General features: G+C 66.5%; 11 protein-coding genes and 1 pseudogene. 3 read left to right on the top strand and 9 right to left on the bottom strand.

The annotated features are described in order from the left end of the window. Positions 1–96 precede the first annotated feature (96 nt). From nadE to K9U15_RS12180, 7 genes are all read right to left on the bottom strand, one after another. Complete coding sequence (gene nadE, locus K9U15_RS12210) at positions 97–915, bottom strand: NAD(+) synthase (protein ID WP_096227780.1); 819 nt, start codon at positions 913–915, stop codon at positions 97–99. Positions 916–995: 80 nt separating this feature from the next. Next, positions 996–1649, bottom strand: coding sequence for a hydrogenase nickel incorporation protein HypB (gene hypB / locus K9U15_RS12205; RefSeq protein ID WP_087189968.1), 654 nt, complete (start codon positions 1647–1649; stop codon positions 996–998). 36 nt (positions 1650–1685) lie between these two features. After that, positions 1686–2093 carry a hydrogenase maturation nickel metallochaperone HypA gene (locus tag K9U15_RS12200; RefSeq protein WP_096227779.1) on the bottom strand — a complete coding sequence of 136 codons (408 nt, stop codon included), beginning with the start codon at positions 2091–2093 and terminating at the stop codon, positions 1686–1688. A gap of 59 nt (positions 2094–2152) precedes the next feature. Continuing rightward, a complete protein-coding gene (tatC, locus tag K9U15_RS12195) occupies positions 2153–2992 on the bottom strand; it encodes a twin-arginine translocase subunit TatC (protein WP_096227778.1) in 840 nt (279 codons plus the stop codon). Positions 2993–2995: 3 nt separating this feature from the next. Further along, entirely contained in the window at positions 2996–3790 is a 795-nt protein-coding gene (locus K9U15_RS12190; protein WP_301156230.1) for a twin-arginine translocase TatA/TatE family subunit, read from the bottom strand. Between the two features lie 271 nt (positions 3791–4061). After that, on the bottom strand, positions 4062–4262 hold the full coding sequence (locus tag K9U15_RS12185; RefSeq protein WP_015539463.1) for a hypothetical protein: 201 nt from the start codon (positions 4260–4262) through the stop codon (positions 4062–4064). 4 nt (positions 4263–4266) lie between these two features. Next, positions 4267–5622, bottom strand: coding sequence for an amidohydrolase family protein (locus K9U15_RS12180; protein WP_123673343.1), 1356 nt, complete (start codon positions 5620–5622; stop codon positions 4267–4269). 392 nt (positions 5623–6014) lie between these two features. Here K9U15_RS12180 and K9U15_RS12175 point away from each other — a divergent pair, with 392 nt between their 5' ends. Further along, complete coding sequence (locus tag K9U15_RS12175) at positions 6015–8273, top strand: TIGR04190 family B12-binding domain/radical SAM domain protein (RefSeq protein WP_161959439.1); 2259 nt, start codon at positions 6015–6017, stop codon at positions 8271–8273. A 331-nt stretch (positions 8274–8604) separates the two neighbouring features. Then, positions 8605–9342, top strand: a pseudogene (locus K9U15_RS12170) (class I SAM-dependent methyltransferase); the annotation flags it as partial. Positions 9343–9384: 42 nt separating this feature from the next. Here K9U15_RS12170 and K9U15_RS12165 read toward each other — a convergent pair. Further along, on the bottom strand, positions 9385–10803 hold the full coding sequence (locus K9U15_RS12165; protein ID WP_301156226.1) for an IS3 family transposase: 1419 nt from the start codon (positions 10801–10803) through the stop codon (positions 9385–9387). A gap of 186 nt (positions 10804–10989) precedes the next feature. Between K9U15_RS12165 and K9U15_RS12160 the strand changes: the two genes are divergently transcribed. Continuing rightward, positions 10990–12489, top strand: coding sequence for an MFS transporter (locus K9U15_RS12160; RefSeq protein ID WP_206613324.1), 1500 nt, complete (start codon positions 10990–10992; stop codon positions 12487–12489). A 195-nt stretch (positions 12490–12684) separates the two neighbouring features. Here the strand turns inward: K9U15_RS12160 and K9U15_RS12155 are convergent, their stop codons facing one another. Continuing rightward, positions 12685–13563, bottom strand: a complete 879-nt coding sequence (locus K9U15_RS12155; RefSeq protein WP_301156225.1) for a Bro-N domain-containing protein — start codon at positions 13561–13563, stop codon at positions 12685–12687. Positions 13564–13577: the final 14 nt, after the last annotated feature.

Below are 13577 nucleotides of genomic sequence, written 5' to 3'. Positions count from 1 at the left end.
GTATAGTGACCGCACGGGCGGGCGCGGCAGGACGACGGAGGGTTGTCACGCAATCTTCGCAAGGAAGCCGCCAAGGAATAAAGGCGTGGCGCCCCTTTACGCGTAGAAGGCCGCGTCGGGGAACGGGGGCTCCAGCGCGCGCTTGAAGGCGGTGGCGCGCACGGTGGACAGCACGCGCTGGACGGTGGCGGCGTCGAAGCCCTCGGCAACGAGCCGGTCGGCGCCTAGGCCGCGCTCCACGTGCGCCAGCAGCAGCGCATCGAGCGTGGGATAGTCCAGCCCCAGGCTCTTCTCGTCCTCCTGGCCGGGCGAGAGCTCGGCGCTGGGCGGCTTCGCGAACACGCGCTCGGGCACGGGCGGCACCGCGCCCGCGGCCTCGGCCTGGACGTTCCGCCAGCGGGCCACAGCGTACACGTCGGTCTTGTACAGGCCGCCGAGGGGGGCGAACGCGCCGGCCGTGTCGCCGTAGAGCGTGGAGTAGCCCATCATGGCCTCGCTCTTGTTGCTCGTGTTAACCAGCATCCAGCCATGTGCGTTCGACAGCGCCATCAGGCATACCATGCGGCAGCGCGCCTGCGTGTTCTCGGCCGCCAACCCCGAGAGCTCGCCGCCGCACGCGCGCGCCAGCACGCGCTCGAACGCCTCGTACGGCTCGCAGACGGACACGACCTGCGCCTCGATGCCCAGGTTGCCCGCCAGCTCCCGCGCATCCTCCACCGAGTGCTCGCTCGAGTACGGCCCCGGCAGCAGCACGCCGTGCACGTGATCGGCGCCGAACGCATCCACGCACATCACCGCCACGATGCTGGAATCCATTCCGCCCGACAGCCCGATGACCACGTCGGAGAACCCAGCGTCGTCCGCATAGCCTTGCAGCGCCTCGACGCAGAGGCGGTACCGCTCGCTCGTTTCCATATGCCAGCCTTTCGCTCGCGCCTGCCGTTGCGGCCAGTATGGGCGCCGATTGTTTCAACACGGTTGCGGGCGCTCCCCCGTTACTGGATCTCCCGGATGCGGTCGGCAAGCCACTCGGCCCAGGCTTCCACGCCGTCGCCCTTCGTGGCGGCGATGGGGAAGATGGGAGCCTGCGGGTTCAGCTGGCGCACGGCGGACTCGAACGCCTCGCGGTCGAAGTTGAACACGGGCAGGGTGTCCACCTTGTTCAGCACCACGGCCTCGGCCACCTGGAACACGCCGGGGTACTTGAGCGGCTTGTCGTCGCCCTCGGGAACGGACAGGATCATGACCTTCGCGTTCTCACCCAGATCGAAATCCGTGGGGCACACGAGGTTGCCCACGTTCTCCACGATGATGAGGTCCAGGCGCGCGAGATCCAGCACGTCCACGGCGCGCTTGAGCATGGCGCTCTCCAGGTGGCACGCGCCGCCCGTGTTGATCTGCACGGCGGGGATGCCCTGGGCCTTGATGCGCTCGGCGTCCACATTGCTGGCGATGTCGCCCTCGATGACGGCGATGTTGAACTCGTCGCGCAGCGCGTCGATGGTGGCCAGGATGGTGGATGTCTTGCCCGATCCGGGGCTGGCCAAGAGGTCGAGCACGAACACGCGGTTCTCGGCGAACCGCGCGCGAAGCTCGGAGGCCAGCTGGTCGTTCTTGTCGAGGATGGGCTGTTTCATATCTATCTGCATGATGGCTCCTTATTGGTCGCGCCCAGCATAGCAAACTTACGCGTCGGCAGAAACGGATTCCGCGGCGGCGGCCCCTTCTTCCTCGCCGTCGGGGATATCCACCTCTATCGAGTCGATCTGCAGCTCGCGGCCGGCGACGAGCTCGGTGGCGAAGCTCCCGCATTCGGGGCACAGCATATGGAAACGGTCGTGGTCGTACTCCGCGCCGCATTCCAGGCAGCGGCTGCGTGGACGGACCATGGCGATGTCCAGCTCGGCGCCGGCGCACAGCGCGTACTCCTGCTGCTCCGAAAGCGCCTCGAAGGCGAAGCGCAGCGCGTCCTCGATGGCCTCGGTCATCTCGCCCACCGACAGGCTCACCTTGAGCACCCGGTCGGCGCCGGCCTGCCTCGCGGACGTTTGAACGGCGTCCAGGACGCCCGTCATGATGCCCAGTTCGTGCATGATGCGCTCCTTAACGAAAAGGCCCGCCGATCAAGCGGCGGGCCTGATTGTCGGCACGGTTATTTCTTCGCTGCCCTGGCCTTCTTCCTGGCCAGCATCTCCTGCTTCAGCTCCTCTTCCTCGGCCTCTTCGCGCGCGAGCTCCTCGTTCTGCTTCTTGATGCGCTTGCCCAGCACGATGCGCGAGATGAGCAGGCTGCCCTCGTACAGCACCAGCAGCGCCGCGAACATGAGCAGCATGGTGACGGGCGAGGCGTCAGGGGTGACCATAGCAGAGATGACCATGAGCGCCACGTACACGGTGCGCCACGCGCCGCGCAGTTTCTTATACGGCACGATATCGAAGATCACCAGGTAGAACACCACCAATGGCAGCTCGAAGGCGAAGCCGAAGCCTATCTCGAACTTGATGATCATATCGATGTAGGACGACATGCGCGGGGCTATCTCGCCCAGGCCGGCCGCCTGGTCGGTGAGCCATTCGAACGCCGGGTTCAGGATGACCAAATAGCAGAACACCGTTCCGAACACGAACAGGGCCACGGCCGCTCCGAATGTCGGGACGAACCATTTGCGCTCCTTCGGCTTGAGCGCCGGCAGGAAGAATGCAAGGATCTGCCAGAGGATAACCGGCGAGCAGGCCACGATGGATGCCCAGATGGATATCTTGAAGCGCGTGGCGAACGACTCGAACGGGTCGAGCGCGATCAGCGCCAGCGAGCCGTCGGCGTTCTTGGGCAGGAAATCGAAGATGGGCTGGAGCAGGAACTGGCCCATCGTGGGCGTGGCCATGTAGAACACCACCACGGCGATGGCGAGGCACGCCACGATGCGCACAAGGCGCATGCGCAGCTCGCCCAGATGGTCGAAAAGGGGCATACGTGCCGGTCCGATAGGCATGGCTTATTCCCCCTTCTCGTTCGTCGTCGTGGGCGCGGCCTTGGCGGCCTCCTCGGCCGCCTTCTTCTTAGCAGCGCGCGTTGCCGCGGCCTTCTTCGCAGCAGCCGAGCGAGCCGCCGCCTTCTCGGTCTCGGTCTTTGCGGGTTTCGCTGCGGTGGGCTTCGCTGCCGAGGGCTTCTTCTCCCCCGACGCAGCTGCGGGCTTCGTCGCGGACTTTGCGGCCGGCTTCTTCGCGACCGGCTTCGTGCCGTACAGCTCGTCGGCCGAGGGCTTCGCCTTCGGCTCGGCCACCGGTTTCGCAGCCTCGGCCTTCGTCGGGGACGTTCCGGCCGCCGCCGTCGGGGCGGGCTTGGCTTCCTCGGGCTTCGCGAACGAGCCGTCGGGCCGTGCGACGGGCTTCGCCGCCGCCGCTGCGGCAGTGCCGGCGGCGGTGGCCGTCGCGGCCGTCGTAGCCTGCTTCGCCTCTTCGGCCTTCTTGGCGGCGCGCTCCTTGTCGTACCGGGCCTTGCGCTCGGAGAAGCTCTCCTGCTTCCCGGAGGCGGCCGGCGCCTGTTTCTTTTCGTCCTTGCCGATCTCTCCCACCTTCGCCAAAGCGTCGAGCGGGTTCTTGAACGGCTCGTCGGAGTTCGGATCGTAGACTTCCGTCTTGATGACCTTGTTCATCTCCTCCTGGGCGTCCCTGAATTTCGCGATGGCCTTCCCCAGCGTCTTCGCCATGGCCGGAAGCTTGTCGGGCCCGAAGATGAGGAACCCGAACAGCAGGATGAGAAAAAGCTCAAATGGACCTATACCAAACAAAGCAAACCCCTTTGCGCGGTGTCTCTCAACGTATCAGCCGCGCCCCGCGCGGCAACGACTCATAGTATCACAAACGCGTTCGGGCAACGCATCTGCGGGCGCTCTACAGAAAAAACAAGGGGTTAGGCGGCGCGTCGTGAGCGCCGCAAGCACGAGCCGGATACGCGCCACGGGCCGGGCGCGTGCATTGCGGGCGCGCCGCCGGTGCTCGTCCGCGCACGGGCCGGGCGAATCACTCGAACACGGCAGGTGAGCCCCAGTAGCCAGCGTCCTACGATCCCCCGCCCATGACCATGAGGGCCATGGTGGGAATGCCCAGCGCCAGCACGAGGATCACGCAGATGACCACGGTGAATATCCGCTTCGTCTTCTCCGCGCGCCTGCGTTGCTCCTGCGCTTTCCGTTCGCGCTCCTGCGCGGCTTTGATGCGCTCGCTCTTCTGCTTCGCCGTGAGCTTCTGCTGCTTCGCCATGCTGCTACATCCTCAGTTTCCCGCGGATCTCGATGACGCGGGCGATGTTCTTCGCCACCTCCACGTCAACATGCCATTTGTTCTTCTCGTACAGCTGCACGCCGTCCACCATGGTCATGAGCACGTCGGCGCCGCTGCACGTGTTCACCACGGCCGACACGGGGTCGGTGGTGGGCGTCTGGTGCGAGCCGGACAGGTCTACGGCCACGATGTCGGCTCGCTTGCCGATGTCGAGAGAGCCTATCTTGTCGTCCAGCTTGAGCGCGCGGGCGCCGCCGATGGTGGCCATCTCCAGCATGGTGGCCGAGTCCAGGAACTGGCCCACGTTCACGGCGCGCTGCACCAGCATGCCGATGCGCATCTCGGTGAGCAGGTCGGTGGAGTCCGTGGCGGCCGGCGAGTCGGTGCCGATGCCGGTGCGCAGGCCGGAGCGCAAGAACTCGGTGAGCGGCGCCACGCCCATGCCCAGCTGCGCGTTGCAGCGCGGGCATACGGCCACGGCCACGTCGTACTCCTTGAGCTTCTTCACGTCCTCGTCGTCCACATGCACGCAGTGGATGGCCAGCACGTTGTCGGATTCGAACGCGCCCCAGTTCAGTGCATAGCGCACGGGCGTCGTGCCCGTTGGCAGCCACGGCGGGACCTCCACGTAGCCGCGCTTCTGGTCCATGGTGTGCACGGAGAACGGCGACGAGCCGTATTTGATGAAGTTGAACTCCTCGCGGTTGCCGGCCATGTGCATGGCCACGGGCACGTTCTCGCGGCGGGCGAAGTCGGACACCTTGCCGAACATGGAGGGGTGGCACACGTACATGGCCGCCGGGGCGATGCCGATGGTGATGCGGGACGAGTCGACCTCCTCGCGCCAGTGCATGATGTCGTTCTCCGCCACGCGCATGGCGTAGTCCACGCGGCGCTTGTCCATGGCGCCCACCTCGCGGTAGATGACCGAACGCATGCCGAGCTTCTGCGTGGCCGTGCAGGCCGCACCCGTCGCGGTGATGTCGGCGACGCAGGTGATGCCGCTGGAGAGCGCCTCGAGTCCGCCCAGGATGGCCGAGTCGTACCAGTCGCCCACGTCCATCTTCGCGCTCTTCTCCAGCATGGACGTGATCCAGGTGGTGTAGGGCACGTCGTGCACGATGCCGCGCATGACGGAGTTCTCCAGGTGGGTGTGCAGATCGACCAGGCCCGGCATGAGCGCGGCCAAGCCGTAGTCGACGACCTCCTCGTCGGGGTAGCGGAGCTTCAACATGTCGGTGGTGCCGATGTCGCAGATGCGGCCGTCGCGCACCAGCACGGCGCCGTTCTGGAACGGTTCTGAAGTGATGGGGAGAATATATTGTGCGCACAACAGCATGACGGCCCACCAATCTCTAAGAATAATCGTGTGCTGCGTATCATAGCATTGCCGGTGCGCTCTCCGGCGAAAGCACACAGGGCAATCGGCCGGGGGAAGAAGCGTGGCGGGAGGCGAAGCATACGCCCCCAGGTTGGCGCAGTAAGTCAGCGAGAAGCCCCCTCGTGCCCGAGATTCACGGGATCGCGGGATCGCGGGGTGGCGGGGTGGCGGGGTGGCGCGAGACAGGGGGACGGTTCTCTTGTCGCACGAACTCGGTGCGACAAGAGAACCGTCCCCCTGTCTCTCCCCCTGTCTCGCCCTGTCCCTGTCTCGCGCAGCGTCGAGTTGTTCCGTCGGCCGCAAGGCCGGCGGAACCTGCTATACTTCATGGCCGCATGCAAACACTAGACATGACATACATCCACGCGCCCGCCACCTACGACTTCCGCGAGCGCTCCATCATGTACGGGCCCGTGTCCGACATGGTTCCCTCCACGCCCATCTTCGAGATGTACCCGCTGGGGCTCACGACGCTCTGCGAGTACCTGGAGCGCCACGGGCTGCGCTCGCGCATCTACAACCTGGCGTCGATGATGCTGCACAAGAAGAACTTCGACGTGGAGAAGAACCTCGCGCGCCTGGACTCGCACATGTTCGGCATCGACCTGCACTGGATGCCGCACTGCCACGGCTCCATCGAGGTGGCGAAGATCCTCAAGCGGCTGCACCCGCACGTGCCGGTGTCGTTCGGCGGGTTGTCGTCGTCGATCTTCCACGAGGACCTGATCAAGTACGACTGCATCGACTACGTGTTCCGCGGCGACTCCACCGAGGAGCCCATGCGCATGCTCATCGAGCGTGTGGCGCGGGCGGCCAAGACGCACACGCCGGTGGGCGACCTGAGCGACATCCCGAACCTCACCTGGAAGGACGCCTCGGGCGCCATCCGCATCAACCCTTTGAGCTGGGTGCCCGACGACATGGATGCCATCTCGCTCGACTACGCCTACCCCATGAAGGGCGTGCTGCGCCACCACGACATGACCAGCTACCTGCCCATGAAGGGGTGGCTCTCCTACCCCGTGACGGCCAGCCTCACGTGCCGCGGCTGCGCGCGCAACTGCGCCACCTGCGGCGGCAGCGCCTACGCGTTCAAGAACCACTTCGGCCGCCGGCGCGTGGCGTGGCGCGACCCGAAACTGCTCATTCGCGACATCGAGAACGTGCAGAACCACGTGTGGGGCCCCATCTTCGTGCTGAACGACTTCCTGCAGGCCGGCGAGGCGTACACGCACGAGTTCATCACCGGACTCAAGGGCAAGGTGCACAACCCTATCGGCTTCGAGTTCTTCGGCCCGCCGCCGGGGGGCGACGAGTTCTACCAGCTGCTCGACGACAACCTGGGCAACTGGTCGGTGGAGATCTCGGCCGAGAGCCACGACGACGATGTGCGCAAGGCGTTCGGCAAGGGCCATTACACCATGGCCGAGCTGGAGGACACCATCGTCGACGCGCTCTCGCACCCTAACTGCGAGCGGTTCGACCTGTACTTCATGACGGGCATCCCCAAGCAGACGGCCGCCAGCGTGCGCGAGACCGGGGCCTACGTGCAGCACCTGTACGAGCGCGTGGGGTACGACCCGCGGCTCGTGGTGCTGACCTCGCCCATGGCGCCGTTTCTGGACGTGGGGTCCATCGCGTTCGACAACCCGGAGAAGTACGGCTACAAGCTGCGCGCCCGCACGTTCGAGGAGCACCGCGAGCGCATGATCCTGCCCTCGTGGAAGCACATCATGAACTACGAGAGCACCTATATGAGCGTGGACGAGATGGTGGACGCCACCTACGACGCGGCGCTCGACCTGAACCGCATCAAGGGCGAGCACGGCATCCTAGACGCGGGAATGGCGGCCGCCACCGACAAGCGCATCCGCGAGGCGCGCGAGCAGATGAACCGGCTGGACGACGTGCTGTACAACGGCACCGGCCGCATCGACGCGCGCCTGGGGGCCCTGAAGGCCGAGTTCGAGCGGCTGTCCGAGAACACGGTGGCCGAGAAATCGGAGTTGAACTGGGCGTTCGACGTGAAGCCCGTGCACGCGAAGCACTTGGCAAAGCTGTGGCTCACGAACGAGCCGGCGAACGCGCTGGCGAAGCTGACCGGCACATGGCGGCCCGCGCAGAGCGATTTCGACTACCCGGACCAGACCACCGGCGAGCTCTCGCCCGCCTGGAACGCCGACGGCACGCCCAACTGCACGTTCAAGGGGCTGGCCGTGGACGGCATGGGCGACGGGCGCGCGCTCGCCGACGAGGCCGGCGCGCAGGTGGCCGCGTTCGGCAGCGTGGTGGCGCCCGGGTTCTCCGAGGCGAACACGAACGAGGCCTTCGACGCTGCGAACGCGCAGCTGGAAGCCGGACGCGCCGGCACGGGCGTGGAGGCCGGGCGCTACGCCGCCATCCGCGCCGAGGCCGCGCGCACCGTGGAGCGCGACCCGCTGTTGGAGCAGATGATGGCCGAGGAGCGCGAACGCGAGCAGGCCCTGGCCCGCGGCGAGGTGGCGCGCACGGTGCCGCGCGACGCCGGTGGCCTGCAGGGGGCCGGCGGCGCGAAGGGCGCTCGCGAGGCCCGCAAGCTGGGCGAGCTGCGGGATCGCAAGGAGAAGTAGGAGAGTGCGGCTGCCTTCCCCGGCGACCGCACTTTTTTATAACCAAGTTCATCATGGACATAACGGGGGGATTTGGGGCCTCCCCGTTCGCCCGCTTCGTCACGGATTATTGCGACCTGCGGTTTCGTGCTTTCGCGTAAGCAGGACGCTCCTACAACCCGCCTCCCCCTTACCAGAGCCTTCGATTTTGTCCAGCCATTGGGTTTGCGGTGGCGTATCTGGCCGACCATCTAAGGAGAACCTGCAAGATAACGACCGACTTCTCGGAGCGTCGCGCTATACTGGGGCTTCGCCAATCGACCGACCACGTTTACCTGATGGAGCGCCACCTGTGAGCATCGACACCGCCACCGGCAAGGAAGCGCCCGCAGACCTCTCGTCCGCGCGCGTGAAGGAGATATTCTCGGCCATCGCGAAGAAGTACGAGCGGTTCAACGCCGTGTCGAGCTTCGGCGCGTACAAGGCATGGCTCGCCGGAATGATGCGCCAGGCTCCCATAGAGGCGGACGCCGACGTGCTAGACATCGCGGGCGGCACGGGCGACGTGACGTTCTCCGTAGCGCGCGCGAAGCGCCCGGCCCACATCCAGTGCACCGACCTCGTGAACGAGATGCTCGACGTGGCGCGCATGCACTACGCGGACGGCAAGGCGGGCGGCGTGCCGGTTGACTTCGAGGTGGTGGACGCACAGGACATCCCCTATGCCGACGCCAGCTACGATGCCATCACGATGGCGTACGGCATCCGCAACATGCCCGAGCGCGACCGGGCGCTCGCCGAGATGTTCCGCGTGCTCAAGCCGGGCGGCTCGCTCGTGTGCCTGGAGTTCTCCACGCCGCCGAACCGCGTGTGGCGCGCGCTGTACGGGTTCTACCTCAAGCACCTCATCCCGTTCTGGGGCGGGCTCATCACGGGCGACCGCGAGGGCTTCGTGTACCTGGCGCGCTCGATCAAGGCGTTCCCCGACCAGCAGGGCTTGGCGGCCATGATGGAGAAGGCCGGATTCGAAGATGTGACTTGGAAGAACTATACCGGCGGCATCGCCGCGGTCCACGTGGCGAGGAAGCCGGCAGATAGAGCCGACGGGAGTGCGGCAGCCCGCTTGGACCGCCTAGACGGCGTAGCCGAGCCGCCTCCTGCGGCCCGTGATCGTATCGTACACCATCCGACCCTCCTCGCGGAAGCCCTTGAGCCTTTCGTCCCTGTACCACCGCAGGAAGCCGTCGAGCTCCTCCATGAAGCGCGCGGGCGGGGTCGCCGACCAGTCGCGGCCGTGGTAGAACTCCTCCTTGAGCGGGCCGAAGAACCCCTCGGCCCGCGCGTTGTCCGGGCAGCACCCCTTCCTGGACATCGAGCGCACGACCCCGTTCTCCCCGCAGATGCGCTTCCAGGAGCCCGCCCGGTACTGGCAGCCCCCGTCGGAGTGCCCGACCACGGGCGGGTGGCCCTCGGGCAGGGTCCCCAGGTAGGCCAGCAGTGACGAGTCGCACAGCGCCGAGTCGGGGTGCAGGGAGATCGACCAGGCCGCGGGCATGCCGTCGAAGCAGTCGACGACGGGCGATAGGTACACCTTCGCCCCTCCCGCCTTGAACTCGGTGACGTCGGTGACGACCAGCTCGTCGGGGCGCCCGGCGTGGAAGTCGTGGCCGCCGCCCTCCAGCAGGGGGACGTTGGCCGGGCGCTCGTCGGGCTCCCCGGCGTAGGAGGAGTACGCGAGCCTCCTCCTCGTGCGCCGCGCCGCCATGCCGCCCTCGCGCATGGCGCGCCGTACCTCGCGCTCGGAGACGACCATGGCCTCGCCGCCGTCGGCGCCGGCGAGGACCGCGGCCCTCACGCGCCGGTATCCGTAGGTGCGCCCGCTGGCCTCGAACGCCTCCCTCGCGCGCCGGGCGAGCTCCTCATCCCTCTCCGCGCGCCCGGCGTTCCTCCTCCTGTTGTACTCGTAGGTGCTCTTCGGCATCCTCAAGAAGCCGATGACCTCTCGCAGGGAGTACCCGAAGTCCCTCCTCAGCCTCTCGCCTAACTCGGCTTTCCGCCTGCTGGAGAGGCTCTCCGGGTCTCCTGCTTTTGGGTCGCGCATCAGCTCCCGCAGAACCGCGTTCTCCAGCTCGGCCTCGGCCACGCGCGCCTCCAGCTCCCCGCGCGCGAGGCTCTTGACGTCCTTCTTCTCCATGGGCCCCGCCTCCTCGGTGCCCATCTTAGCCCTTTCGGCGGCCCGCGCCCAGGAGGCGACGACGTCTCCGGATGCGATGCCCAGCCTGCGGGCGATGCCGGCCCAGCCCATGCCCTTGGCCCTCAGCCTCAGGGCCTCGCGCCTGGTGGCCTCGGGGTAGCGGGCGTGCCGCCCGTGCTCGCAGCGCCCCGGGACCCTGCGCTCGGGCACGTCCAGCTCTCCGGCCTCGGCCTGGCGGCGCCACTCGCGCAGGCACTGCCTGCCGGGGCTGCCGGGCATCCTCGAGAACGCGGCGTCCGTGAGCCCGCTCGCGCCCAGGTCGGCCAGGATCCTCTCCCTGTCCTCTTTCGAGTACATCTCGGCTCCTTCCTTGGATAAGAACTTGTGTTCGCCGTGGGGGGCATGCCCCCACGGTCCAAGAAACCGCCGCGCTCCCGACCTGCGCGGTTTTTGACCGTCCCGAGCGCAACCGGCTTGCGTGCAGAGCGGGAAATCAAGCGTTCGGTATGATGCGGAGCACGCCGAAAGGCGTAGGATGACATCATGGACTCAAAAACTGCTCATATATCCGAGGGTGCCGCCGCACTCGAGGAGCCCGACGCGTACGACGCGCTCGAAGGGATTGCCGAATTCGGCAACCCCGACGCGCTGGGCGCTGGCGGCAACCACGCCCCCATCGGATCGCCTGGCGCAGGTGCAGCTCCCTGGAGAGCCGGGGCGCAAGACCGCCGCGGGGCGCGGAGCCGCGAGCGCCTGTGGTCGCCGCTGTTCGTGATCGTGGTGGCGGGCACGCTCTGCTGCTTCATGGTGGGCCAGGGCCTCAACTCGGGAACCTCCGTGTTCATCGCGCACATGGGCGGCAGCGCTGCTTTCGCCGGCGTGCTGGCCGCCGTGTTCTCGGCTGCGGCCGCAGCGGCGCGCATCGTGTGCGGCCCGCTCGTCGACCGCGCTGGCCGGTTGCGCGTGATGGTCGGCGGGGCGGCGCTGCTGCTGGCCGGAACATTGGTGCCTGCCGTAAGCTCCAACGACGCCGTATTCGTGGTCTGCCGCATCGTGCAGGGCGTGGGCTTCTCGGCCGCCACCACGGCCTCGGCAACCGCCGCAGCCGACGTGCTGCCCCTCTCCCGCTTGGGCGAGGGTATCGGCTACTACGGGCTGGGCCAGGCGCTCGCCATGTCCGTTGGCCCTGCGCTGGCGCTGTTCCTGGTGAACACCGACCCCGCCGCCAACCTCTACCTGGGCCTCGCCGTGATCGCCGCGCTCGGCTTGATGCTCGCCGCGCTCTGCCGCTACGAGCGCAACCCCTCGCGCCTGCCCGCCACCGCGGCATACCGGCGTCTCCACGAGGAGCACCGAGAGTTGGAGCACGGCAGCGCGCGGGGAGGCCACGCGACCGACCCGTGCGCTGCCCGCGTCGCCGATAACCGGCAGGCACGTGGCGCTGCGCCCGAGCCCTCCGCTCGCGGCCTCGGGCGCTTCTTCGAGCTGAGTGCGCTGCCAGGTGCGTTGCCGATGGTGGTGCTGAGCCCGGCGTTCGGATTCGGCATCTTCTTCGTCGGGCTGTACGGCACGTCTCTGGGCGTGGCGAACCCCGGGCTGTTCTACACGCTCTCGGCGTTGAGCATGATAGCCGTGCGCCTCAAGTCGAAGTCGTTCATGGATCGTGTGGCCCCTATCAAGATATGCACCGCCTCAACCGCCTGCGGGCTCGCCGGCTTCCTGCTGTTGTTCGTGGCCGGATCGAGCGATCTCGCCTACTACGCGGCCGGCATCCTGTACGGCGTCTGTCTCGGCGTGAGCATGCCCCTCAATCAGGCAGTGGCCGTGAAGAACACTCCCGCCGAGCGTTGGGGTGCCGCCAATGCCCTCTACCTGCTGGCGAGCGACGTCGGCATCGGCGTCAGCTCCATCGTCTGGGGCCTCGTCAACGACGCTGCCGGCTTCCCCGCCACCATCTGCTGCGTCATGGGCTGCATCCTGGCCGCCTGGGTGGTCGCCTGGTTCTCGTACCCGAGTACCAGGCGCGAGCACAAGAAAGCCTAGCAGGGCGCGCTGTGCGGAGCATGGCAGATTCGCTCCTCACAGCGCGCTACCGGCTTCTCGGCGCAGCCTCCCACAGGTGCTCGCATTGCTTCCAACTTCGAATGTTCCTCGAACGATACGCTGAGGTCTCCTTCCTCAGTCCACTGCATTCTTTTCGGTTCAGCAGGGCTCTCTCCAGCTCTGCAGTTTTGCAGATCAGTCCCCTTCGGGCTCCTCCGTTCCTTCGGTTAGCTCGTAATCGGTCTCGAGCACGTCTTCTATCAGGTTCGCGAAGTCGCGGGCGTTTTCCGACGTGGTCACCGGCTTGCCCGTGCGGGCCTCTATCTGCGCGCGGGCCGCGCCGGCCACGCTCCCGCCCTCGCGTGCCACCTGGCAGCTCTCCTCGAAGCCCTCCGGTTGGCTGGCTTTCGAGAACTCCGTTGTCGTCACTTCCGCCAGCGTGTTCAGCACCAGCTCGAGCGTGGTCATGTTGTCGCGAAGGTTCTCCTTTTTGAGGTCTTTGAGATCCTTGTACTGGCGGGTGGTCATCCCCGACCAGGCGCGCGTTATCTCGTCGGTGAGGATAGCGTACTCCTTGCCTTTCTCGACGCCGCGCCTCTCCCACTCGTCGGTGAGCCCCTTGCGCACTTGGATGGTTTGCAGGCGCTGGTTGACCCAGTTGCGGTCGTAGCCCTTTTTGAGGTACGTTTCCAGAGCGCGGTCGAGCGTCAACTCGGGGTCGATGATCTCGTCGATGCGTTCGGATCCCACCTGCGCGAGCCACAGCTTGAACGGCTCGGCTTTCTTGGAGGGAATGGACTGCACGATGCGCAGGATTTGCTCGGTAGTCGCCACATCGGTTAGGCGCATCTTGCCGTCGGCGGCCTTCAATTTCAACTGGTGACAATTTGTCACCGTTTCATTTCCCTCGTACTTGAGGCGCTGTTTGAGCTTGTTCCAATACTTTCGGCCGTCTTGGCTCTCCGTCAACACGCCGACCACATCGACGACAGAGAAGTACCACTCCTCCTCGTCCTCGTTCCATGCCGAGCGGATTTCCTGGCTTTCAAATAGCTTTACGGAAGAATCGACCATGATTCCCTCCTTCG

The organism is Gordonibacter sp. RACS_AR68 (assembly GCF_030418485.1).
Taxonomy (GTDB): Bacteria; Actinomycetota; Coriobacteriia; order Coriobacteriales; family Eggerthellaceae; genus Gordonibacter; species Gordonibacter urolithinfaciens.
The sequence above is the reverse complement of the archived record's forward strand: the minus strand, read 5'-3'. Positions and strand labels throughout refer to the sequence as shown.

Bases quoted from the DNA above. Each gene is read 5' to 3' on its own strand.
- K9U15_RS12185 (WP_015539463.1), bottom strand. From the start codon at position 4,262: ATGGCGAAGCAGCAGAAGCTCACGGCGAAGCAGAAGAGCGAGCGCATC.
- K9U15_RS12160 (WP_206613324.1), top strand. From the start codon at position 10,990: ATGGACTCAAAAACTGCTCATATATCCGAGGGTGCCGCCGCACTCGAG.
- tatC (WP_096227778.1), bottom strand. From the start codon at position 2,992: ATGCCTATCGGACCGGCACGTATGCCCCTTTTCGACCATCTGGGCGAG.
- K9U15_RS12200 (WP_096227779.1), bottom strand. From the start codon at position 2,093: ATGCACGAACTGGGCATCATGACGGGCGTCCTGGACGCCGTTCAAACG.
- K9U15_RS12180 (WP_123673343.1), bottom strand. From the start codon at position 5,622: ATGCTGTTGTGCGCACAATATATTCTCCCCATCACTTCAGAACCGTTC.
- K9U15_RS12165 (WP_301156226.1), bottom strand. From the start codon at position 10,803: ATGTACTCGAAAGAGGACAGGGAGAGGATCCTGGCCGACCTGGGCGCG.
- nadE (WP_096227780.1), bottom strand. From the start codon at position 915: ATGGAAACGAGCGAGCGGTACCGCCTCTGCGTCGAGGCGCTGCAAGGC.
- K9U15_RS12175 (WP_161959439.1), top strand. From the start codon at position 6,015: ATGACATACATCCACGCGCCCGCCACCTACGACTTCCGCGAGCGCTCC.
- K9U15_RS12155 (WP_301156225.1), bottom strand. From the start codon at position 13,563: ATGGTCGATTCTTCCGTAAAGCTATTTGAAAGCCAGGAAATCCGCTCG.
- hypB (WP_087189968.1), bottom strand. From the start codon at position 1,649: ATGCAGATAGATATGAAACAGCCCATCCTCGACAAGAACGACCAGCTG.